This is a genomic window from Amycolatopsis sp. WGS_07 (genome assembly GCF_045278895.1).
GTDB lineage: Bacteria > Actinomycetota > Actinomycetes > Mycobacteriales > Pseudonocardiaceae > Amycolatopsis.
Genome location: NZ_CP136053.1, coordinates 9,475,932 through 9,498,358 on the forward strand (window position 1 = coordinate 9,475,932; position 22,427 = coordinate 9,498,358).

The window sequence follows — 22,427 nt, forward strand, 5'->3', positions numbered from 1 at the left end:
CCCCACCGGCCAAGGCGCGACCGGCACCGAGCACAACACCACTCCGCCCCCGTCCACTCAGGACTCGGTCAGGACCGGAACTCCCGTCGCACCCCCGACCGACGCCGGCAACCCCGGGACGTCGACCCCGTCCACACCAGCCCCCGTCAACCCCGGCAACCCCAACGGCCAGCCGATCCCCCCACCCACGGGCAACCACAACCCCACGACAACCCCCGCCAGCAACCACAACCCGGCAGCAACACCCGCCCCCAGCAACCACGTGCCCACCCCGTCCCCCATCACCACCCCGCACCAGGGCACCGGCCTCCCCGGCTTCGACGGCACCCAGAACGCAACCCCCAGCTCCGCACCCCACCCCAGCCCATCGAGCACCACCCCTCACTCCACCCCGGAAAGCACCGACAACCACCCCGGCACCAGTTCCGCGCACAACCCCAGCACTCAGACCAACACGAACATCAACACCTCCCCGGCCCCGCCGCCAAGCCCATCGCCCGGCCCGAACCCCGCACTTTCCCCAGCCCCCAGTCCAAACCCTTCCCCGGCTCCGGCCGACAACAACGCCTCCCCGTTCCCCGACCCCAGCCGCACCTCGAACACCAACCCAGGCCCGGCCTCCGTCACCCCTGGCGCGAAAACCACCTCCGCGACCAACCCCGGCCCCACGCCCACCAACTCAAACACGTCCCCGCAGCCCAAGCCGGCTCCCCCGCCGACGTCCACCAGCGTCACCGGCATCGACTCCACTCCAAGCCCGACGCCCACACCAGGCACGGTCACCAGCCAACCCATCTCCCCGGCCCCGCACGCCAACGCACACCAACCCGACACCCCGGCCTCGAACCCGAAGCACTTCGCCACCCCCAGCCCGATCCCTTCCACCAACCCGCCGATCACCGGCCCCACCACGGCTCCAGCTCCAAACCCCAGCCCGAGGCCAGCCCCCTCCCCAAACCCGGCGACGAACCCCAACTCAGCCATAGCCCCGCGCCCGACGACCCGTCCAGGCCCGAACCCGGCTACAGACCCAACCCCGAACGCCACCACCGCCCCAGGCCCGAACCCGCGCTCCACCCCAGCGACCGGTCCAGGCCCGAACCTGGCCGCAGACCCGGACCCGAGCCCCACGACCGACTCACGCCCCAACCCGGCCACAGACCAGCACCCCACCACCGATCCACGCCCCAACCCCGCTGCCGACCAGGCCCCGAACCTGACGACGCACCCAGGCCCAACCCCGGCGGCGAGCCCCAGCCCGGATCCATCAGCCAATCCGGATCCATCGACCAACCCCGCCCCGTCGACCAACCCGGGTCCAACCCCGGCGGCGAGCCGCAACCCGGATCCGTCAACCAACCCGGGCCCATCGGCCAACCCGGGCCCGTCGAGCAACCCGGATCCGTCAACCAACCTGGCCCCGGCACCAAACCCCGCCCGAAACACCAGCACCTCCCCCACCGCCAACCCGAACCCAGGCCACACCGCCACCCCCAACCCGGCCGCCGCGAAAACCGACCCCAAGCCACCCTCTGCCCCAGCGAAGCCGATCAGCACCAACCCCACCCCCGCCCCAAAACCACGCCGCAGCCTCCCCAACCCGGCCGCCGTGAAAACCGATCCCAAGCCACCCCCGGCCTCGGCGAACCCGATCAACACCAACCCCACCCCGGCCCCCAAACCAGGCCGCCCCCTCCCCTCCCCAGCGCGAGGCAATCTCCACACCCCAGTCGCCGCCCCGAAGAAACCCGCCTCCCCCAAGAACCTCCACACCCCCGTCGCGGCACCGAAAAAACCCGCACCGGCCACCGGACCCGGCCCGAATGTCGGCAAGCAGCCTCCGGTCACCGGCGGCAAGGGCGACTTCGCTCAGCACCACAAGAACTTCAAATACACCGTCGTCCACGAAACCGGCATCATCGGCAACCTCGGAACCCGCAACGAAACCAACCAGAACAGCATCGGCGTAGTAGCCACCGTCGCGGCGACTCCGAACGACGATCTCCGCACCATCGCCGAGAAGTACTCCACCGGGTTCGCCGAGAACTCCGCAGACGGCCGCTTCGCCCTCGTAATCGGACTCAACGGCACACCGGGAACAGAACGAGCAATAGAACAGAAGATCCAGCAATTCCAGAATACCTGGGACAACCGCTTCCCGGTAGCGATAATCGGATTCACCTGGAAACACCCGAGCAACCCGAACATCGACCAGAAGACCATCCCCTACGGCGGAATCCGCGAGACCATCGCCCGCAACCCGGTCACCGGGCAGCTCGTCGACAGCATCCGCGAAGCAGGCGGGAACAACGAGGTCTACCTGCACACCGGCGACGCTGACGTCCACTCCCTGAACACCCGCAACGGGCCGCTGTTCGACGCGGTCAACACCGCGGTCGACCAAAACCCCGAAGGGCCGCCTGAGGCCATCAGCGGTGGTTATCACGTCCGGCCGGACGACGGTGACCTCGCGAACCGGGCTGCCCAGCTGGATCTTGACGTGCGGCAGGCCTTGGCCGGGGTCGACTCCCGATCCGTCTATTTTCCCGAGCCGAACACCTTCGTCCGAATGGCGGGGAACAAGCTCGAAAACGACGTGACGTTCGGCGTCAAGAACCCCAACACCGGCACCTTCGAATACGGGGCGAAAGAGGGCCGGGGAATCGTCGATTCGGTTCTGTCGCAGCGCAATCCTGGCTGGCAATACAGCGACCATCCGACCGCGATCGCGAAATTCTCCTCCGACCTCGCCATTCAGACCGACGGATCGCGCATCGCGGGCAAGCTCGGCACGGATCCGAACGGCATTACCGCGCTCGCCCAGAGTCACGCGAACGAGACGCGCTGGGCCGACCAGATCGGGCATTATCTCGGCAATCACACGACTCTCGACCCGAATCTGGCGAAGATCGCCGCCAAAGCCGCGTTCCACGGGATCACGGCGACCGGTCCGACGCCAAGCAAACCGGACAAGTTTTCCGACGCGGTCGCGAATCTGCCCAAGGACGACCGCACCGCGCTGGTCAAGGGCATGAAGGAAAACGTCGAGGACGGCAAGAAGCTCGCTGAACTTACGCTGGCGACCCGGCAGGCCCTTGTGGACAACCTCAGCGGCAACCGTCCGCCGAATATCCAGACTCCGGCGGCCGCGCCGAGGAATACCGGGAACACGGCGAAAGACCTGAAACCGGAAAAGAAATTCCCGGGGCCGAAGGACTGGAACGGCCGTCGCGATACCGCACCGGTGACGCGGTTTTCCTCGGAGCGGTTCGATCCGATCAAGAAAATCGCCGGGCAGTTCGCCGGAAATCGCTCGGGTCTCAAGGGCGGGCAGCTCGCCGGAGCGATGGCGCAGATCCGGTTCGACGTGCGGCGGTTCGAGATCGCGCCCGGACAGTGGGTCCGCGAGCACACCGTCCCGATCGATCTCACCTCCCATTCGGGGTCGGTGTCGCCCGAGCAGCGCGATCAGTTCGTCCAGGACTTGCAAAACCACCTCGACGACTGGGTCAACCAGTCCTACCGGCTGCCCGGCGGCGACCAGCTGCACGTCCGCCTCGACGTCCGCGTCGCCGACGACATCCACCCGGACGACACCGGCTGGCAATCCGACCCCCGCCGCCGGATCCCGGTGAATCTGCACGACTCCACTGTGGACCCCGAAACTCCGGAAACGAACCAGCTGAACTGGGACGTGCGCGATTCGAGTTTCGGCGCTACGCACGAGTTGATGCATTTCCTCGGCCTTGGCGACGGCTACAAGAACGACGAAATGCTGTTCAACCGCGAAGACCAGACCGGCGTGATGGGGCCGGAAGCATGGCATGACTCCCGGTTGAACCAAGGCAATCTCGATCAGCTCGAGTCGGTGTCGAACACGGCGAATATCCGCGACCACCATCTCGGCGACGCGCCCGCACCAAATCCGCAGCCGAGTCAGGACCACCACTCACAGCCCGATTCCGACGGCAAGCCGAGTCTGCACACGCCGATCAAAGCCCCGCAGGAGCAGCACGAAGACGCGGTGCTCGTAGCGGACGAACAGACCGAGGAGAAACCCGACAACCGCCCCCTCTCGGAGCGGCTGCCCGAGTTCGCCCGCAACGGAAAGGCGCTCGGCTCGGTTGTCCCAGTCGACGTCCGCGGCGCGAAAGACGTCGGCACGAGCATCGAGAACCTCATCCACCGCCTGAACCCGAAGCAGCAGAACCCGCCGCGGGCGCACGGGATCGACGCCATCACCGATTCGTTGTCCGGCCCCGAGTTCGAGTCCTTTATGGGCGATGGACGCAAGTCGATGGTGCGCGTCGGCGAGAAGTGGTACGAGGTGCACGTCACCGCGGAACCGGACTTCAGCACGGTCAACGCCGACCAGATCACCAAGCTGCCGCAGCCGACGATCGGCGACGTCAAGAACGAGGTCAAGACCACCCACGCGAGCGCGAATACCGACACCACCGCGAACGTCGTCGGCACCTCGTACTTCGGGCTGTTTCCGGCCGGTCCGTACGCGTCGGTCGGCGGAACCGCACAGCTCGCCACTCCTTCCGCCGAGCACACCGGCACGACGACCGGCACCGAGCAGCGGGTGATCCGCACCGCGGGCGACACGCAACGCGCCGACGCACCGGTGACCTACAAGATCACTGTGCGCAACGAAACTGGCGGTCTGGTCGGTTCTACTGTGGATGGACAAGTTGGACTCGTTCTCTCCACTGATCTCGCCAACCTCAAGCAAGAGCAGACCGCCGGATCGACGGAGCCGAAGCCTGACTGGGCCAAGAAGATCGAGTTCCTCTCGCCCGAAGCGGTCGACTTCGACGAGAACGCGCTGTTCGATCAAGTAAGCAAGAACCTGCATCCGTCGGTGACGAAATTCGGTGCCCCGGGCCGCACGTCGCTGCGGGAGTTCCTCAGTCGCGGCGGGGTGCGCAGCATCCTCGGCACCGCGATGCAAGGCAGCCCGGTGATGTCGAACGACCTGCTCAGCCCGCACGGTGCCCACCGCGACGCAGTGCAGCTGGCGGCTCGGCCGACGAAGGTCGAATACCTCGGCACAATTCCCGGCGACAGCGAGCTGCGGTTCAACGATTCCTCAGTGAACGGCGGAAGCACCACCGTCTCGTCAAAGTACGGTGGAGAGGTCAACGCGATCTTCGGCGGTGGGTCCTATGTGCCCGGTGCGGTCGGAGGGGTCGGCGGGGTCAGCGGCAGCTATTCCCGGAAGGTCAATCAACAGTCCACAAGCGGCACCAGTTTCACCAACAAGTCCACAGTGAACGCGAAGGGCGACATCGGGCTGTACAAGGTGACTGTCGACCTCGACGTCACCACCTCCACCGGCGAGAACACCACCGTACAGGCCACTTCGTACACGCGGATGGGTTTGCCCGAGGCGAAAGCGCAGGGCCTGCCGGTCCCGAAGAACACCTCGGCGAAGTTCAAAGACGTTGGCGTGCGGTACGAGCCGCCCTATCTCGCGGCGGCGATGGCGGCCGGGACCGCGCGGCCTGGGTCCTTCGAACCTGCGACCCGGGTGCAGCCACAGATCGAAAACGCGTTGCGGAATCTTCCTGGCGCGGACAAGTTCCTCCCCCGCTGGGACAAGTTCCAAAGCGACCAACAAGGCTCCAGTCGCGACATCTCCGAACGGTTCGCGAACCTGCGGAAGATCACGTCCACCTTCTCGGTCGCCTCGCTACGGGGCAAAATGGACAGTCTGTTCACGCAAGGCGTGTCCGCGCAGCTCAAGCGGCGCGGCCTGTTCACCGACGAGTTCATCAACGTCACGGTAAAGGCGAAGCCCGGGCCCGGCCGGCACCTCGGCCAGGCGGACGGCCGCGCGGTCAAGAACAGCAACGAAACGAGCCCGTCGCTGACCAGCGCGACTACCACGGAGCGAGGCTGGTCGGTCGGTGTCGAAGGCCGCGTGATCATTCCGGGGGCATCAGCGGTCGCGAATCTCGGCATCAGCCCGACCGTCACGCCGCTGCAATACTCGGACAACCGGACCTGGAAGAATTCCGGCGGTCCCACCGTCACCACGACAACCGGCAAAGGCGGCAGCCCGGATTCGCAGGTCTTCGAACACGACGTCGAATTCGAGGTTGAGATCACCAGCTACACCCGCAACCGGCCGTGGGTGCGGCGGCTGACGCCCGGGTCGCCGTTCCGGGTCACGCCCAAGGTGTCCACTGTGGCCAAAACCGGCGATCCAGATCTGCCGCCGATCTCCGGCAAGGTCGATGTGTGGGTCAACGATGGTGCCGCACTGAAGAAGGACCCGGCCGAATTCAAGCCGGGCAAGCCGGGAGTCGTCTCGATGCGGCCGGACGAGACTCCCAGTATCGACGATCTGCTGACTCAGCAGCAGAACCAGACGACGCCGAAGTTCCTGCACGTGGAAGCATTCGCCAACACCGAAGCGCTGCGGGACGAGGCATTGCGCCAGCTCCAACGCGCCGCCGGCGGTGACGCGGTACTCGGCCTGCCGGGCAGCGAAGCGCGTGCTCGCGTGGACCGGATGTTCTCCCCGGAGAATTTCCGCGGCCTTACCCCGAAACTGCTGAAACAAGGCGGAACGGCGAACGGATTCCGGTATGAACGACGTGTCGCCGATCGCGTCGGCGGCCTTGGCATCGGTGTCTCGCTGAGCAATCCGAAGCTCGTCGCGGTCTCGGAGACCGGCGGCGGAGACCGGACGTATTCCGGCGGTTCCAAAGCCAGCTACGAGGGCTCGCACAAGCAATCCGTCGAAGCCAACGTGCAACTAGGCCTCACGGTTCGTCCGACGGGCAATGACGCGCATGGCCAAGGCCAGTTTTTCGGGACCGCCAAATGGAGCCCGTGGCAGCGGAGTTCGGGTTCGTCGAACGAGATCACCGCGAGCATCGACCACACCAACCGGTCCTCTTCGGACAGTCGCACGGTGCTCGTGCAGTACGACACGAATGTCCGGCTGATCACGGAAAGCCGCCAGGAAGGCTTGCTCAACGGCTCGATTTCGCGAGCGGGCGCGGACGTCAAGCTGCCCGGCTCGGTCTTTGTGGCGATGACCGAGGACGAGGCTCGCGCGGAAGGACTGCTGCCACCGGTCGAGCCGCGTACTCCGGCACCGGGCAAGCTTTCCGCTCCGCCGCTGGTCGGCGGCAAGTCCAGCTCGCTCGGCGCGGCCGTGCTGGAGGACGCGCCCAACCTGTCGAAGCTGGTGCAGGACGCGAGGCAGCAACTCGGCAAGCTCGGCCACCGGCTGCTGCCGAAGTCGGTGCTGGACGATTCGATGAACAACCTCCAGCGGACGCTCGACACCGCGTCTCCGGAAGCCGTGACCTCCCTTGTGGACGGTGCGCTAGACGGCGGCGTCTCGTTGCTGGCCCAGGATCCAGGCGTGCTTTGGACGGACAACTACCAACTGCTGCTCAAGGCGAAGATCCTCGACACGCAGTTCCTCGACGTGAAGCACGACGGCAGCGAAGTCGACCACGTCGTCAATTCGACCCGGACGGACAAACAGAACTCCGGCCACGGTTCGTCCTATGGCGGGCAGATCCGCGGCGCCGGCCGCGGGTTGTTCCAGGACAGCCAGCCCAAGGTCAGCGGCTACGACGGCGCGTATCTCGGAGTCTCCGGAACCAAGGCGAAGAGCGACCAGACCGTCGAGAACAAAGCCACGACCACGGCCTTGACTTCGTCGTCGAGCGGGCCGTCCGCGCGGTATCAGCACCAAGTCCAGTTCGAGTTGGTCGTCACCCGGGACGGGCACACCTATCCGGTCGCTTCGCAGGAAGCGACGGTGACTTCGAGGTCGTCCGCGGATGATCAACAGATCTCCGGCAGCGAGCAGTATCACACCAAACTGTACGGATCTCGGACCACCGAACTCAGCGCCGCGGAGTCCACTTCGGACCGTCTCGATGCCTGGCAGCAGGAGGGTTTCGGGCCGCTGCCGAAGTCTTCGACGGTCGAAGGGATTCGCGGTGCCGGCGATGTGCGAGCCGCCGCCATTCGCGCGCTGCGGCTCGCTGGGGCGGGCAATGGCCTCACTGGGCCCGGAACCGGCGCGCACAATACGCTTTCCTCCTCGATCACCAATGAGACGCTGCAGGCGCATCTCCCGAACATGGTGGGCAAACCGTTCGCGACGCCGGACCTGCATTCGTCCGCGATGACCGGCAGCAGCCACGCCTCGGTAAAGGTGTACACCCGCGTGGTGAAACCGGATCTGGTCGGCCTGAGCGATTCGGTGAAACTGGAGCGTTCGGACCAAACCACCTCCACCTTCACCGGCGAGGCGAAGGAAACGGTCACCGGCGAACAGCAGGGCAACCTCGGCAACGGCGGGATCACCGATCCGGGACGGAACACGCAATCCTGGGGCGGGCTCGACGTTCGCCGCCCCGTCGGCCCGACCGATCCGACTTCGAGCACCAGCGCCGCGCAGCGGTCCGTCGTCGGCAAGGACAAAGGCCGGACCGGTCTGGTCGGGTTCGATGTCGAGTACCGTGTCGTCGCGACGGTCGACGGCAAGACCGCGGCGGTCGAGGTGCGGGTTCCGCAATCCTCGCGGACGCGGATGAGCGAGACGGACTTGGAGCAGTCGCTGGGTCAGCCGTTGCCGGAGACGCTCGCCTCAGCGCAGGACGCGGTGAAGAAGGCCGCCGAGGAATGGCGCACCGCGGAAGAGGAACTAGAAAAGGCGCAGCGCGATTTCGACGACGCGTGGCTGTCCGAGAACGACAACGTGCGCACCGCGACTGAGGGTGCGCACGGGCTGAACATCGCCGTCGATGACAACGCGGTACAGCAGATGCGACAAGCGGTGCGGGACGCGCAGAACGAGGCGCGCGACGTGGGCCAAGCACTGCGTACCGGCAACGACGAGATCGCCCGGCTCAACGAACTCGACGAACAGTTTCTTTCCTTGGCTCTCGGCGAGGAACCAGGATCCGTCGCGCAAAGCGATCTGGTCGCGAATGCGTGGAATGCGCAACGGCAAGCTCAGCAGATCCGCAACGAGCAGGCCGAACTGGTCCAGCAGCGGCAGGCGGCCCAGGATCGCGCGGCGGAAATCCTGGCCGTGCTCGACGAGTACCGCAACAACCACACCGAACATGCTGCGCGGCAGGACGACGCGAACAACCGGATCCAACAGGCTCGGGAGAAGGCCGACGAAGCGCTGCGAAAATGGTGGCAGGCCAAGTCCGATGTGGACACGCAGGTCACCGCCCACACGTGGCCGCGTCCGGTCGAGGAAACCCCGGAGCAGCACCACGAAGGCACCGTCGAGGCGAACGACACTACGACAGTGTCCGGTTGGGACAGCGACACCGACCGCCCGTACGACTTCGACCTGTCCGAAATCCAGACCCGTCGGATCACCGACAGAACCGGCCGGGTCCGCGCGATCTCGTTCCTTCCGGCGAACGAACACACGGAGGGCGTCGAACAGGACTGGGTGAACGACAATTCCGGCACGGTCAGCACCCTTCCGCAGGGTGCGACGCCGGAGAAGTTCAACCCGCTTTTGAAACAGGCCAACGCGAACGGCGCGACCCCGGAGCTGGCTGGCCGCCGATTCGGCGAATGGGGCGACGAAACCACGGCACCGTGGGACAAAGATTCCCTCTTCGTTTTCGCCCACGGCCGTTCGCAGTCCGTCAAGGTGAACCTTCTCGGCGGCCGGACGGTGCGGGTCGACGGGGATACCTTCGCCCGGATCGTGGCGCAAGCCGCTCCGTTGGCTCAATCCCATTCGTCGATCACGCTCATCGCGTGCAGCACCGGCCAGACCGACGGCCCCGGCGGCCTCGCGCACGATTTCCAGCGAGCGCTCAGCGAACTCGGCGGACCGTCCACAGTGCACGCCCCGACCCAACCAGCGTTGTTCGGCCGGAGTTCGGCCACGCTCGGCAAAGCCGTCGGAGCGACACACGGTTTCACTACCGTCACCGATGACGGGCATTTCCGCACCTTCGGACCTCCGGCCGCGGTCGCCCCCAGCGAGCAGCACCACGAGGAAAATCACTACTCGTCGCCCACCGACCTGGTGGCCGACCTGCACCGGACCAAGGTCAACGGCCCGGCGCCGGCTCCGTTGCTGGGCCCGGATCTGTTCGGCCTGTACCGCGCTCCAGAGCCGCCGGAATTCCTGCGCGGACACGACTTCGGCACCCTCACCGCCGGACAGGGCATCAGCTTCCTGGACCTGCTGGACCTGACCAAGGGTTACCAGCTGAGCCGGGAACACCTGGATCCCGCGCAACTGGACGACAATCGCGAGTGGACACTGGAGAAGGAACGGCCCGACGACAAGCTGGCCACGTGGGCGCCCGGCGACGTCGAGCCCCTCGCCAAGACAACGTCGACACCGTTGCTGATGCACGCTATCTGGCTCGGCGGCCCGCTCCAGGACACCGGCACCATGCACACCTTCCGCCGGAATTTCGGCGACGCGGCCGACCGGCTCGGCGAGGGCATCGTCCCCGTGCTGTGGACCGACGTACCGCGCTGGCAGACCGAACTGGCGCTGACCACCGCTGCGCCGGAAGAAGGCCCGGACCCGCTGCACGATGTCCGGGATCTGCTGCGCTGGGCGGCGGAACACCGGATCCAACTGGTCAATGTGGACGAAGTCTTCACCAGCGAGCATCCTATGCGGACACAGGAGTTCTACCTGTCCGAGCTGGCCAAGCAGACCGGACCGGGCTTCGCGGCCGCGAGCGACATCCTGCGGCTGGAACTGATGCACCGGTTCGGCGGCCTCTACACCGACGGCGACAACGTCGTGCACGGGCTGGGCGACGTCGTCCGCGCCGCCGAGTCCGACGCCGGTTACGCGGTGCACCGGGTCGGCGGGAACATCGCGAACTCGGCCTTCACCATGTCGAAAGGACACCCGTTCGCCGAGTCCTATTTGGACCAGCTGCGCGACAATTACGGGCAGACGCAAGCGAACCTGATGCCGCGCGAAGTCGACTCGCTCGGCCAGGGCTTCTTCGCCACCCCGCTGGGCCGGGTGCACCGTCAGTCGGTGATGTACCGCTCAGGCCCGGTCGCGATGACCGAAACGGCCCGGCGGATCGGCCTGAACTCTGCGCTCGAACTGCCGGGCATGACCGAAATCCGGATGAACAGCGACCACAGCTGGTTGCTGCCGCCGCAGGGCGATCCGGCTCCGCTGTCGGACCGGTTCGAGACGCTGGAGCTGACTCAGCGCGTGGTCCAGACCCTGGTGCGTGGCCTGTACAACCGGGACGGCGACTTGCATTTGACCGCCGTCGAGCCCGCAGTGCGCAAGCACGCCGATCCGGACCTCGTGTGGCAGGCCGCGTTGACCTATCTCGCCGACGATCCGGAATTGTCCGCCCTCGTCCGGACAGTCACCGATCGCAGCAGCTACACCGGCAAGGTGCACGACGTTCCCCTGCCCCCGGCCGCTCGCGCGCTGCTGACCATTGAGGACAGTCGCGTGCACTACCACCTTGGCGAGGTGCAGCGCGCCGCCACCCTGCACGCCGCGGAGGCCGTCCTGGTGGCGGACTCGCCGGACCCGCTGGAAAACCTGATCGACACGCTCCGCTCGACGGACGGTCCGGTCGAGCCGATCGAAGTCACTGGAACGGGACCGGACGGCCGGGCGCACGCCACCGCCGCAGCTCGCGAACTCGCCGGGCATCTCGCCGACACCTTGGGCTCCGACGTGCTGGACCGCGTACCAGTGAAGATCCGAGTGTCCGAAGGAGACGGTCGCGTCCACATTTCCTTCCGTCCGACCCCGGCTCCGAGGGTCTTCCGCGGTCTGGACGACGAGCCCGCGCCCGCGACGCCACGGCCCTGGACGCAGAACGGCCGCACCGTGGGAATGCACTACTCAGTCCCCGATGGACCGTCCACAGCGGACTTCACCCTGACCACCGATGCGACGGTCACCCGAGCCTTCACCGAGCAGCTGCGTACCGACGGCACCGACCGTCCGGCCGACGCGATCAGCGTCCAGCTGTCGGCCAGTCCACACCCCACCGCGGACTACCTGATCAGCGGCGGCGAGCGGACCGCCGAAACGGACCTGATGCTCGAAGAGCTGGTCCGGACCGCCTCGCACCGCTGGTGGTTCCGTCCGCGCCCGCCAGCCGGGCCGATCGCCCTGAACGACCGGAAGGGCACCGTCAAACTGCTCGGCTGGGTCCTCGCGGAACTCCGCCGGGATAAATTCACAGACTCGATCGACGTCTCCCGCCACGAACGTCCGGATTTGATCTGGGCCGCTGCTCGCGAACTGGCCGCGCTGTCATCGCTTCACTTGACCGAGCAGCACGCCCTACTGCAACTGCACGGCGTAACCGACACCCTGCTAGGCAAACCGGACGCGGCCGCAGTGCTCGCGGACCTGGCCGAAGCGACTCACGACGTCACTCGCGTCGCCGAGGCAGTTGAGATCCTGGACCGGCACGGCACCTTGGACGCCGTCCTCAACTCCCCCGGTGGCCGCGCACTGCTGCTGGAAGAGATCGCCCGGATCGCCGACCGCCCGAACCCCGACGGCTACGCCCGCGACCTGGCCGCCGCCATCGAGAAGCTGGCCGCGAAAGACCTGACCCCGGACGCGTTCCGCACCGCATTGCGCCACACCCTCGACGGCTCCCGGCCGACCTGGCATCGGCTGAGCGTCGTCGGGCTGGGCTGGCTGGACCGCTGGCACACCGCCGCCGCCATCCGCCGCTACCAGGCCGAGGAGCGCGCCGCGTCCGCCCGGCAAGCCGCCGAACTGGCCGGACTCGCGACCCGATCAGTAGATTCACCGGAAGGCAGAGGAGGTACCGGCGATGTCCGATAGCCAGTGGGTGCTGCTAGTCGACCCGGCGTGGCAACCGGAGTCGACGGCCTCGAGCCCGCCACCGCAGTCCGTCGTCGGCGGCTGGCTCGCCCGCGAGGACGGCTCCGTCAGCCGCTTCGAGCCCAACCCGGCGTACGAACCGGCCGCGGAAAACTCCCCGACCGACCCGCTGGACGCCGTACTCCGCCTGACCGCCCGCGGCGAAGCCGACTTCGACCAGCTGGCGACCGTCTTCCGCGAGTCCGCCTTCGCCGTCGCCGTGGACACTGACGAGACACCGCTGATCGCCCCGTCGCCGGACAACATCCCCTGTCTGCTCGTAACGACAGCCCCGGCGCACCGCCACCGGGTCCGCGCCGCCGGCTGGCGTCCGGCCGCGCCCGTCGATCTGCTGCGCCTGCTGAACGACTACGACGACGTCGACCTGCTCCTCAACCCCGGCTCGCCGGGCTGCCTCCGGCTGCTCGCGGACAGCGTCCGGGAAATCATTTCCTGACGGCCGTCAGGACGCTGCTTCGCTTGCCACACCCCGGAATCCGGTGATCCTGTCCCGCCTTCGCTGGCTGAGACTCCGGTTTTTGTCGGTGCCCCGCGCGATGATGTCTCCGACAGCAGCCGAAGGGGAGGAACGGCGATGCGAGTGATGATGAGCGGCGAAGCACCGGTCAGTTACGGGCAGATCTATGTCCAGAGCGATCAGGGGCCGCCAAGGCTTGGCGAGTGTTTCGGCGGCCAGCGCAACGGGCTGTGCGGCGGTGCGGTGCCAGGAGCGCTGGCCTTGATCACCGGGCTGCACACCGGCGAGGTCGGCTTCCGGGTGGAGTCGCACGACGAGGAACCGCCGCTGGACGACGCTTGGGAGGAGATCGTCGAGGTGTCGTTTCGTCCGGTCGGCGAGGCAGCGCTCGTCTCCTGGGGCGGAAGTGAGTTCTGGCCGCTCGACCTGCGCGAGATCGACTATCGGGTGCGCTACAGCGGAACGCGGATGGACGAGGCGCGCCGGCTGGGCATTTCGGAGGACGAGTATTTCGAGCCCGACCGCTACCTGCTCCAGTTCTGGCCGAGTCCGCCGGGGCCGGACCGCGTGGTCAAGCAGACCAGCGCGGCCGCCGCCTACTGGCACGACGCGGCCAGAAAGCGGCCGCCGCCCCCGACTCCGGAGGAGAAAGCCGAAGCCGAGCGTCTCGCTCGCCTGGAACAGGAACGGGTCGCCGAGGAAGCGCACCTAAGGGCGGAGAAACAGGCGTGGGGCGGGAGCCTGCCCAGCGAACGGCTGCGGCAGCTGCGGGGCAACGTGATGAGCGTGGCGAGGCTGGACCGGTCGCTGGTCGACGCCATCGAGCGGACGAATCCGGCGAGCCAGCGGCAGATCGCCCGGTGGACGGCGCGGCGCGCGTTCGCCGAGGCGCGGCTGACCGAGGTCGAGTGGATCGCCCCAGCGCTCGCGGCGATGGACCGGGGAGCGCCGCTGCCGCCGCCGTTCGACGGCGACCGGCGGGCGGCGTGGGATCGGCTGTTCGCGGACGAACAGGTGCCGCACACGCTGGCCACCTCGCCGGACGGACAGCACGACAACTGCCTCCAGCAGGCGATGGCGTTTCCGGCGGTGTTCTCCGCGCGGGAACCGGATCCGCTGGCTGCCGCGTTCGACGCGCTCTGGGACGCGGCGGTGACGTTCGGCTATGGACGGCACGGGGTGTTGTTCACCGAGGTGCGGCAAGCTTTTCCGGCGCTCGAGGGAGGTGAGATCGGATAAGCGCGAACCCTTGGCACACAGCCGTTTTGGTGTGCTCGAGGGCGCGTCCGAGCAGAGGCGAACCGGATCGACGAGACACCGCACCGGGAGGTCAACCACGCGGCATACGCTGGGCCACATCAGCACTCACAACGGCACCGACCGAACCGGCGAGACGCCTGGCTGCGAGTCGACCGACAGCCAGTCGTTGCGGGTGGCGTGCAGGGCGAGCTGGAAACGGTTGGCCGCGCCGGTGCGGGCCATCAGGTTCTCGAGGTAGCGGAACATCGTGCGGCGGCTGACGCCGAGTACACGGGCGACCTGGTCGTCGGTGAGGCCTGCCGCGAGCAGGCCGAGCAGACGGCGTTCGCTGGGCCGGATGGCGGGGCCGGAGGTGTCGTCGGCGAGGCCGAGCGGGAGGGCGACCTGCCAGCACATGTCGAAGAGTCCGGCCAGCGCGTCGAACAGGCCGCAGGCGCGGATCAGCAGCACGGTGCGGTCCGCGCCGGAGAGTGCGGCGCAGTCGTCGACGATGAGGAGCTTCACCGGCACCTCGGGCAGCACCCGGGCTTCCTCGCCGCTTTTCCCGCAGGGCAGGATGTTTTTCGCCACGTACTCGGGCCGCTCCAGCGCGAGCCTGCCGTAGACGGCGCGGTAGCGGACGCCTCGGGCCAGGTTCTCCAGTTCGATCTCGTTGGCGTCCGCGTCGGCGTAGTACGGCGGGGAGTCCAGTCCGCGCACCTCGGTCCGCGCCGCCCGTTCGAGCTGCTGCACGCGTTCGGCGGCGGTGGTCCCGCTGACCACCTCGATCATCGGGTCGGCGACGTCGCGGACCGACTGTCTGCGGTAGTGCTCGTACAGGCGCGTCATCGCCGCTCTGGCACCAGCCAGTTCGGCCTCGCGCTGTCTGCTCAGCACTTCCAGCACCGGCTCCGGGCGCAGCGCGGACATCGGCGAGCCGGGGCCGTCGACCGGGCCGGCCAAGCCGATGCCGGCCAGCGCGGTCAGCACGCGGCGCACCTCGCCCGGGTCGCGGCCGGTCGCCGCGGCTAGGCGGTCCGGCGGAACCGGGCCCGACGAAAGTAGGTCGAGATAGATTTCTGCTTCGTCCGCTTTGAGCCCGAGAAGCCTGAGATGGCCGGTTGCTTCGGGAACCATTCGGGGGCACCTCCACCGGGCGAGCCGACACCATTGCGCCACTGGCACCAGCGCGACACCGCCAGGGCTGAACGAACTGTAGACAACGGAGCACCGAATGGCCCGACGCCGTTCGCAGGAATTTCCCTGGGAGGGATCGTGTCCCGTTCAGCTCGAAGAATCCTTGCCATGGCCGGTTTCGCGGCCTTGGCCTTGACCGCCCCGGCCCTGCCCGCCGTGGCCGCGCCCGCCGCGGCGCATCCGACCGCCCGCGTCTGCGCCGAGAACGCGAAGCCCGGCATGGTCACGTGTTTCGCCGAACGCCAGACCGACACCATGCGGGCGCTGCTCTCCCCGGGCGCGCTGCCCAGCGGGTTCGGCCCGGCGGACCTGCGCTCCGCCTACAACCTCACCGCCGCGGGCAGCGCGTCGGCCACCGTCGCCATCATCGACTCCAACGACGACCCGAACGCCGAATCGGACCTCGCGAGCTACCGCTCCACCTACGGGCTCCCGGCGTGCACCACCGCGAACGGCTGTTTCAAGAAAGTGAACCAAAACGGGCAAACCAGCCCGCTGCCGAGCGCGGATTCCGGCTGGGCGGGCGAAATCTCGCTCGACGTCGACATGGTTTCGGCGATCTGCCCGAATTGCCACATTCTGCTCGTCGAAGCGAACCAGCCGAGCATGGCCGATCTCGGCACCGCGGTGAACACCGCCGTGTCGATGGGCGCGAAGTACGTCTCCAACAGCTACGGCGGCGGCGAAGACGGCTCTGAACCCTCCTCCGACTCGAGCTACTTCCACCACCCGGGCGTCGCGATCACCGCGAGCACCGGCGACAGCGGCTACGGCATCAGCTACCCGGCCTCGTCGCAGTACGTGACCGCGGTCGGCGGCACCTCGCTGAGCCGCAACAGCAGCGCGCGCGGCTGGGGCGAAACCGCGTGGAGCGGCGCGGGCAGCGGCTGCTCGGGCTACGTGGCCAAACCGTCGTTCCAGAACGTGACGACCAGCTGCAGCAAGCGCGCGGTCGCCGACGTCTCGGCCGTGGCCGACCCGCAGACCGGCGTCGCGGTGTACCAGACCTACGGCGGCAGCGGCTGGGCCGTGTACGGCGGAACCAGCGCGTCCGCCCCGATCATCGCGTCCGTCTACGCCCTCGCCGGCACGCCCGGCGCGTCCGACTCCCCCGCCGCCTACCCGTACTCGCACACCGGCAACCTCAACGACGTGACCTCGGGCAGCAACGGCAGCTGCTCGGCCACCGTGCAGTGCAAGGCGGGACCGGGCTGGGACGGCCCGACCGGGCTCGGCACCCCCAACGGCACCGCGGCGTTCACCGCGGGCGCACCCAGCGGCGGCGTCACGGCGGCCAACCCGGGCAACCAGAACGGCGTCGTCGGCACCGCGACGAGCCTGCAGCTGTCCGCGTCCGGCGGCAGCGGCGGCTACACCTGGACCGCCAGCGGCCTGCCCGCCGGGCTGTCGATCAGCTCCGGCGGCCTGATCTCCGGCACGCCGACCACCGCCGGCACGTACTCGGTGACCGCGACCGCCAAGGATTCCTCCGGCGCCACCGGCGCCACCACGTTCACCTGGACGATCACCCCGACCGGCGGCGGCACCTGCTCCGGGCAGAAGCTGGGCAACCCCGGCTTCGAGAACGGCACCAGCCCGTGGACCGCGTCCAGCGGAGTGATCAGCACGTCGTCCAACGGCGAACCCCCGCACGGCGGCACCTACCTGGCCTACCTCAACGGCTACGGCAGCGCGCACACCGACACGGTTTCGCAGTCGGTGAGCATCCCCGCCGGATGCCACGCCACGCTGAGCTACTACCTGCACATCGACACCGCCGAGACCACCGCCTCGACGTCGTACGACAAGCTGACCGTCAAGGCCGGTTCGACCACGCTCGCCTCGTACTCGAACCTGAACCAGGCAAGCGGATACCAGCTGCGCACCGTTGACATGTCGGCGTTCGCCGGGCAGACGGTGACGCTGACCTTCACCGGCACGGAGGACTCGAGCCTGCAGACGTCCTTCTGCCTCGACGACACGGCGCTGACCGTGAGCTGAGGTTGTAGCGGAGGAAGGCCGTCCCGTACGCGGGGCGGCCTTTCCTTGCTGCGCGGGGAACTGCTCAGCGAGCGTCGTCCGGCTCGGCGGTTTCGGTAGCCAGCAGATCGAGTCCGAGCGGAGTGCACTGGTGGCGCACAGCTTTGCCGTCGCGAAGCGACACGATCAGCCCGGCCTCGCGCAAAGCCTTGGCGTGCAAGGACGCCGCGGCGACTGACACGGAAAGCTTACGGGCGAGCCCGGTGGTGGTGCGCCCGCTGACCAGGCAACGAAGGGCCCGCGCGCGAGTGGCTCCGAGCAGCCCGGTCAGCGGGTCCGCCGCGCTGTCCGGGTTCAGCAGCGGGGTGAGCGCGGGATACAGCAGCGTGGTGGGACGGTCCGCGTAGTAGGCCACCAGCGGATGCCCCGACCACAGCAGCGCGGGCCGCAGGACGATGCCGTGCCCGTGCAGGGCGAGGTCGACGTCGCGGGGAAAGTCCGCTTCGAGCGTCCGGCCGCTCCACCGGACAGCCGGGCCGAGGCTGGCGAACAGCGCGCGGATGCCTTGCCGCGCAAGGATTCTCGCCCGCCACGCGGTTTCGGCGTCGAAGCCCGCGCGCAGGCCGCGCCAGCGTTCGGTCCGGTAGCCGGCGCGCATGGCCTCCTCCAGCACCTGCCATGCCTCGCGGCCCTGCCTGGCCAGCCCCTTCGTCCTCGGCCGGCGGTCGATCGCGCGGAGTTCGGCGCCCGCGGCCGTCGGGCCCGAGCGCGTTGCGAGCTTCAGCAGCGGCTTGCCCTGGGCGGACACCTGCGTCGCCAGGACCAGCTCGACGAGCGGTGCCGGACGTTCGGCGATCGACACGCGCAGAAGGTCTTCCGGTGTGCAGCGCAACCGAAACACGCAATCCCCCTTGGTTTGAGTTTTAGCTTAAACCATCGCGCCGCCGCCTTCCGCTGCGCAAACATCGAATTTACCAGCAGGGGGACGGGAATTGAGCTTTCACCCGGACCGGCGGCCGCGTTCGGCCCATCGGGATGCTCCGTTCGCACCCCTGGACAGCGATACCGGAAGAGGGGTTTTCATGCGAGTGAAAATGGGTGCGGTCCTGGGGGCGGCGTTGATTTCGCTGGCCGCCGTCGCGACGACGGCGGCGCAGGCGGAGGCCTCCCCGGCCGGGGGCTTTGCCGCACAACTGCGTTCCGCGGGGTTCACCGCCCAGCAGACCGCCACGCTGCAGAGCGAGATCGACCGCGACCTGACGGTGCTGCACGGGAGACAGGTCTCGCCCAATCAGATCGTCACGGGCGACAATTCCGTTGTCACGTATCCTTTGCCCGGCGATAAGTATGCGCACGCGTTCGGCGACGGACTGAACGGCAACGACCCGCGCACGCCGTTCGTACTCTGTTCGTACGGTGCTTTCTGCGGATGGAAGAAAGACAACTTCGAGGGCCCCGGATTCACGCACGCGACCTGCGGCGATTTCTACGAAATCCCGAACGGCTTCAAGGACGGCGGCTCCTGGATCAACAACCAGACGCACCACTACACGACCTCGTTCTACGGGAAGGTAGGCGAGTACCTGTCCACCTCGCCGAAGGCCTACTACAAGCAGCCGCACGGGAACTGGCGTCCCGTGGGGTACATCTCGAACAACTGCTGACTGATCCGGCGGCGGCACCCGGCAGGATGCCGCCGCCGTGTCACGCGTCGAGCACCTCGGCCAAGGTCGGCAGCGACGGATGCGCCCCAGGCCGCGTCACGACCACAGCCGCTACCTTCGCCGCGAAACCGCACGCTGCCACCACATCCGCCGTGGTCGGCTCGCCGGGCATCTCCGCGAGCCGGGCGGCAAGGGCTCCGACGAACGAGTCTCCGGCCGCCGTCGTGTCCACTGCCCGTACGGCGACCGCCGGGACCTGCGTGGCCGACGCGGCATCGAGGACCACGCATCCCGCGGCCCCGAGCGTCACGATCACCCAGCGGCATCCCGCGGCGAACAGCCCGGCACTGCCGCGCCGCGCACCGTCGAACGGGTCCTCGCCGGTGAGCTGGCGGAACTCGATTTCGTTCGACACCACCACATCGCTGAGCGGCAGCAGCCTCGCGGCCACGTCGTCCACCGGCGCGGTGTTGAGCACCGTCAGCACGCCACGCGCACGAGCGGCCGTGAAAGCGCGTTCCGTCGCTTCCACCGCGGCCTCCAGCTGACCCACGACGACCCGAAGCCCCGGCAGGTCGCTGATCGCCGTTTCGGCCGCGGCAGCCGGAATATCGGCATTCGCCCCGGCCACCACGACAATCGAGTTGACGCCCTCCGCGTCAACGGTGATCGCTGCCCGGCCGGTCGGCGACGCTGACCGTCGCACGTGCGTCACGTCTATGCCCTCGGCGAGCAGAGCTTCCAGGTACTCGTCGCCGTCCTCGTCCTGGCCGACGCAGCCGAGCACGGCCACGCTCGCGCCGAGGCGGGCGGCGGCCACCGCCTGGTTGCCGCCTTTCCCGCCCAGTTCCCGGCTCGTCGAAAACCCCAGCAGGGTCTCCCCCGGCTCCGGAATGCGCGGCGCCTGGACGATGTGGTCGACGTTGAGCGACGCGACCACCGCTACCGAGGGGCTCATGCGGTGAGCCACCGCGCCGGGACGTCGCGCATCAGCCGGGCCACCGCGTCGGCCGGCACGCCTTCGGCTTCGAGGAGATCAGCGAAGATCGTCGGCACGAACACGAGCCCGTTGCCGCCGTTGTGCGTCCACATCTGCTTCAGGAACAGGTCGTGCGACAACATGATCTGCTCCCCGAAGCCCTCGTGCACCCACCGCGCCACAGCCCGCGCGGTCTGGGCGACCGTCGGGGCCACGCCTTCGCCGGGGAACGAGATGTCGAGCCCGATCATGTCGAACTCCAGCAGCACGCCGCGTTCGAGAAGCTCGCGCTGATAGCCCGGGTCGTCGCCGGACGGATCGCTGTGCGCGAGCGCCACTTTGGCCGGCCGCGCACCGCATTCGTCCAGCACGAGGTCGAGCACCTCGTGCCCGCGGCGCTGCCAGCCCGGCATGTGGATGTTGAGCCCGACGGCAGGCCGCTCCGCCTGGGCGAGCGCCGCGGCCCGCAAGGAAGCCCGCTCCCCGTCGGTGAAGAGCGGCGAGACGCCGACCTCGCCGATGACCCCGGCCCGGATTCCCGTTTCGCCGACACCCTGGTCCAGCTCCGCGAGAATCCGCGAGGTCTGCGCGTCGACGGCGACTACGGTGATGCGCTCGCCCTCGAACTTCTCCAGATACGCGCCCGTGCCCATGACGACGTTGACCCCGGTCGCCTCGGCCACCGCCGCGAGGGCACGCGGATCCCGGCCGATCGCGGCGCTGCCGGTCGCGTCGACCACCGTGCCGCCGCCGGCCGCGGCGAACGCCGTCACCTCGCGCACGACGCTCGCGTGGTCCTTCACCGCCACGTTATCCGTGCAGCAGTACGGATCCTGGCGAAGCAGGAACTGCCAGCCCGGCCCCACTTCCGCGTCGACGAGCCGCCGAGTGGACGCGTAGGCGGGTTCGGCGACCGCGGACGACAGGTCGTTGAAGAGGTGCTCGTGCGGCAGCACCAGCCCGAGGTCCGCCGCGTCGATCGCACCGAGGACGCCGCGCACCTCAGCCATGATGCACCTCCGCGGGTTGCGCAAAGGCCGCTGGTTCCGCGGTATGCCGGGACGGGATCATCGCGATCGCCGCGGCCGCCAGAGCCACGAAAGCACCGATGACGGTGACCAGATGCAGGCTGGACCCCGCCGCGGGAGCGACGACCTCGAGCAGCAGCGACCCGATGAGCTGGCCGGCGGTGGAGGCCAGCCCCAGCAGCAGAAGCCCCAAACCGCGCACCAGCAAGGCCATCAGCGCGATCGACAGCAGCCCGAGCGGTCCGCCGAAGTACATCCACCACGTGCCGGGCAACGCGAAGTGCGCGCCCGAGGCCGCCATCCGCACCACGTACACGAGGCCGAGCGCGACGAAGCCGATGAGGAAGTTCCAGGTGATGGAGACGAACATCGACCCGGAGAGCAGGCCGATCTCGGAGTTGCCCGCGGGCTGCCATCCGGCGAGCAGGCCGCCGACGAACGGCATGACCGCCAGCGCGATCATGTGCGGGGCCGACCAGTTCGGGGAAACGACCAGCACGGTGGCGCAGATGGCCAGGATCGCCCCGGCGATGCGCGGCGCGCTCATCGCCTGTTTGAACGGGACGCCGATGCCGAGCCGGTCGCACACCACGCCGGAGATGACCATCCCGGAGATCAGCGAGGTCTGGAAGATCGCCACCCCGAGGAAGCCCACCGTCACGCCCTCGGAGAGCACGATCACCGCGCCGCACAGACCGGCGAAGAAGTTCCACCTCGGGATCTCGCCGCGCACCAGCTGTCCCGGCAGCCGGAGGAACGCGGTGCGCGTTTTCGGCCGCGACAGCACGAGGATCAGCATCAGCACGAGGCCGGTGCCGAAGGACACCAGCGCGGCGGCGTGCCCGTCGCCGAGCGCGGTGCCGAGATGCCCGTTGACGAGCGACTGCAACGGGCCGAGCATCCCGGCGAAGACGGTCGCGATCGTCAGTACGACGACCGAGGTCGCGCGGCGAGTGGGTGACGTACTCATCGAATCCTCCTTGATCCTGAG

Annotated in this window: 11 protein-coding genes; 5 read left to right on the plus strand and 6 right to left on the minus strand. The window is 68.2% G+C overall.

The window, feature by feature from the left end:
* Positions 1 to 444: 444 nt before the first annotated feature.
* A complete protein-coding gene (locus RPX00_RS44495; RefSeq protein WP_406634978.1) occupies positions 445 to 984 on the minus strand; it encodes a hypothetical protein in 540 nt (179 codons plus the stop codon).
* A gap of 625 nt (positions 985 to 1,609) precedes the next feature.
* On the opposite strand from RPX00_RS44495, the gene RPX00_RS44500 reads away from it, so the two are divergent.
* The 3 genes from RPX00_RS44500 (at position 1,610) to RPX00_RS44510 (ending at position 14,588) form a co-directional block, all read left to right on the plus strand.
* On the plus strand, positions 1,610 to 12,832 hold the full coding sequence (locus RPX00_RS44500; RefSeq protein WP_406634980.1) for a TcdA/TcdB catalytic glycosyltransferase domain-containing protein: 11,223 nt from the start codon (positions 1,610 to 1,612) through the stop codon (positions 12,830 to 12,832).
* On the plus strand, positions 12,822 to 13,328 hold the full coding sequence (locus RPX00_RS44505; RefSeq protein ID WP_406634982.1) for a type VII secretion system-associated protein: 507 nt from the start codon (positions 12,822 to 12,824) through the stop codon (positions 13,326 to 13,328). Before RPX00_RS44500 ends, RPX00_RS44505 begins: the two co-directional genes overlap by 11 nt.
* Before the next feature lie 138 nt (positions 13,329 to 13,466).
* Entirely contained in the window at positions 13,467 to 14,588 is a 1,122-nt protein-coding gene (locus RPX00_RS44510; RefSeq protein ID WP_406634984.1) for a hypothetical protein, read from the plus strand.
* 126 nt (positions 14,589 to 14,714) lie between these two features.
* Here the strand turns inward: RPX00_RS44510 and RPX00_RS44515 are convergent, their stop codons facing one another.
* Positions 14,715 to 15,725, minus strand: coding sequence for a helix-turn-helix domain-containing protein (locus RPX00_RS44515; RefSeq protein WP_406634986.1), 1,011 nt, complete (start codon positions 15,723 to 15,725; stop codon positions 14,715 to 14,717).
* Between the two features lie 168 nt (positions 15,726 to 15,893).
* On the opposite strand from RPX00_RS44515, the gene RPX00_RS44520 reads away from it, so the two are divergent.
* A complete protein-coding gene (locus RPX00_RS44520; protein ID WP_406634988.1) occupies positions 15,894 to 17,786 on the plus strand; it encodes a putative Ig domain-containing protein in 1,893 nt (630 codons plus the stop codon).
* 64 nt (positions 17,787 to 17,850) lie between these two features.
* Here the strand turns inward: RPX00_RS44520 and RPX00_RS44525 are convergent, their stop codons facing one another.
* Positions 17,851 to 18,627 carry an ArsR/SmtB family transcription factor gene (locus RPX00_RS44525; RefSeq protein ID WP_406634990.1) on the minus strand — a complete coding sequence of 259 codons (777 nt, stop codon included), beginning with the start codon at positions 18,625 to 18,627 and terminating at the stop codon, positions 17,851 to 17,853.
* Positions 18,628 to 18,847: 220 nt separating this feature from the next.
* On the opposite strand from RPX00_RS44525, the gene RPX00_RS44530 reads away from it, so the two are divergent.
* Positions 18,848 to 19,429 carry a hypothetical protein gene (locus RPX00_RS44530; protein WP_406634992.1) on the plus strand — a complete coding sequence of 194 codons (582 nt, stop codon included), beginning with the start codon at positions 18,848 to 18,850 and terminating at the stop codon, positions 19,427 to 19,429.
* 40 nt (positions 19,430 to 19,469) lie between these two features.
* On the opposite strand, the gene RPX00_RS44535 is transcribed toward RPX00_RS44530, so the two are convergent.
* Genes RPX00_RS44535 through RPX00_RS44545 form a run of 3 tightly spaced genes read right to left on the minus strand, consistent with a single transcriptional unit; the run spans position 19,470 to position 22,406 of the window.
* On the minus strand, positions 19,470 to 20,387 hold the full coding sequence (locus tag RPX00_RS44535; RefSeq protein ID WP_406634994.1) for a ribokinase: 918 nt from the start codon (positions 20,385 to 20,387) through the stop codon (positions 19,470 to 19,472).
* Positions 20,384 to 21,418 (minus strand): phosphotriesterase, encoded by a 1,035-nt coding sequence (locus tag RPX00_RS44540; protein ID WP_406634996.1) that lies wholly within the window; start codon positions 21,416 to 21,418, stop codon positions 20,384 to 20,386. Before RPX00_RS44540 ends, RPX00_RS44535 begins: the two co-directional genes overlap by 4 nt.
* A complete protein-coding gene (locus RPX00_RS44545) occupies positions 21,411 to 22,406 on the minus strand; it encodes a DMT family transporter (RefSeq protein ID WP_406634998.1) in 996 nt (331 codons plus the stop codon). Before RPX00_RS44545 ends, RPX00_RS44540 begins: the two co-directional genes overlap by 8 nt.
* Positions 22,407 to 22,427 lie beyond the last annotated feature (21 nt).

What these genes read in the sequence shown, in the direction of transcription:
- RPX00_RS44495 (WP_406634978.1), bottom strand. Translation starts at nt 984, where the DNA reads ATGGCTGAGTTGGGGTTCGTCGCCGGGTTTGGGGAGGGGGCTGGCCTC.
- RPX00_RS44505 (WP_406634982.1), top strand. Translation starts at nt 12,822, where the DNA reads ATGTCCGATAGCCAGTGGGTGCTGCTAGTCGACCCGGCGTGGCAACCG.
- RPX00_RS44510 (WP_406634984.1), top strand. Translation starts at nt 13,467, where the DNA reads ATGCGAGTGATGATGAGCGGCGAAGCACCGGTCAGTTACGGGCAGATC.
- RPX00_RS44515 (WP_406634986.1), bottom strand. Translation starts at nt 15,725, where the DNA reads ATGGTTCCCGAAGCAACCGGCCATCTCAGGCTTCTCGGGCTCAAAGCG.
- RPX00_RS44520 (WP_406634988.1), top strand. Translation starts at nt 15,894, where the DNA reads ATGGCCGGTTTCGCGGCCTTGGCCTTGACCGCCCCGGCCCTGCCCGCC.
- RPX00_RS44530 (WP_406634992.1), top strand. Translation starts at nt 18,848, where the DNA reads ATGCGAGTGAAAATGGGTGCGGTCCTGGGGGCGGCGTTGATTTCGCTG.
- RPX00_RS44535 (WP_406634994.1), bottom strand. Translation starts at nt 20,387, where the DNA reads ATGAGCCCCTCGGTAGCGGTGGTCGCGTCGCTCAACGTCGACCACATC.
- RPX00_RS44540 (WP_406634996.1), bottom strand. Translation starts at nt 21,418, where the DNA reads ATGGCTGAGGTGCGCGGCGTCCTCGGTGCGATCGACGCGGCGGACCTC.
- RPX00_RS44545 (WP_406634998.1), bottom strand. Translation starts at nt 22,406, where the DNA reads ATGAGTACGTCACCCACTCGCCGCGCGACCTCGGTCGTCGTACTGACG.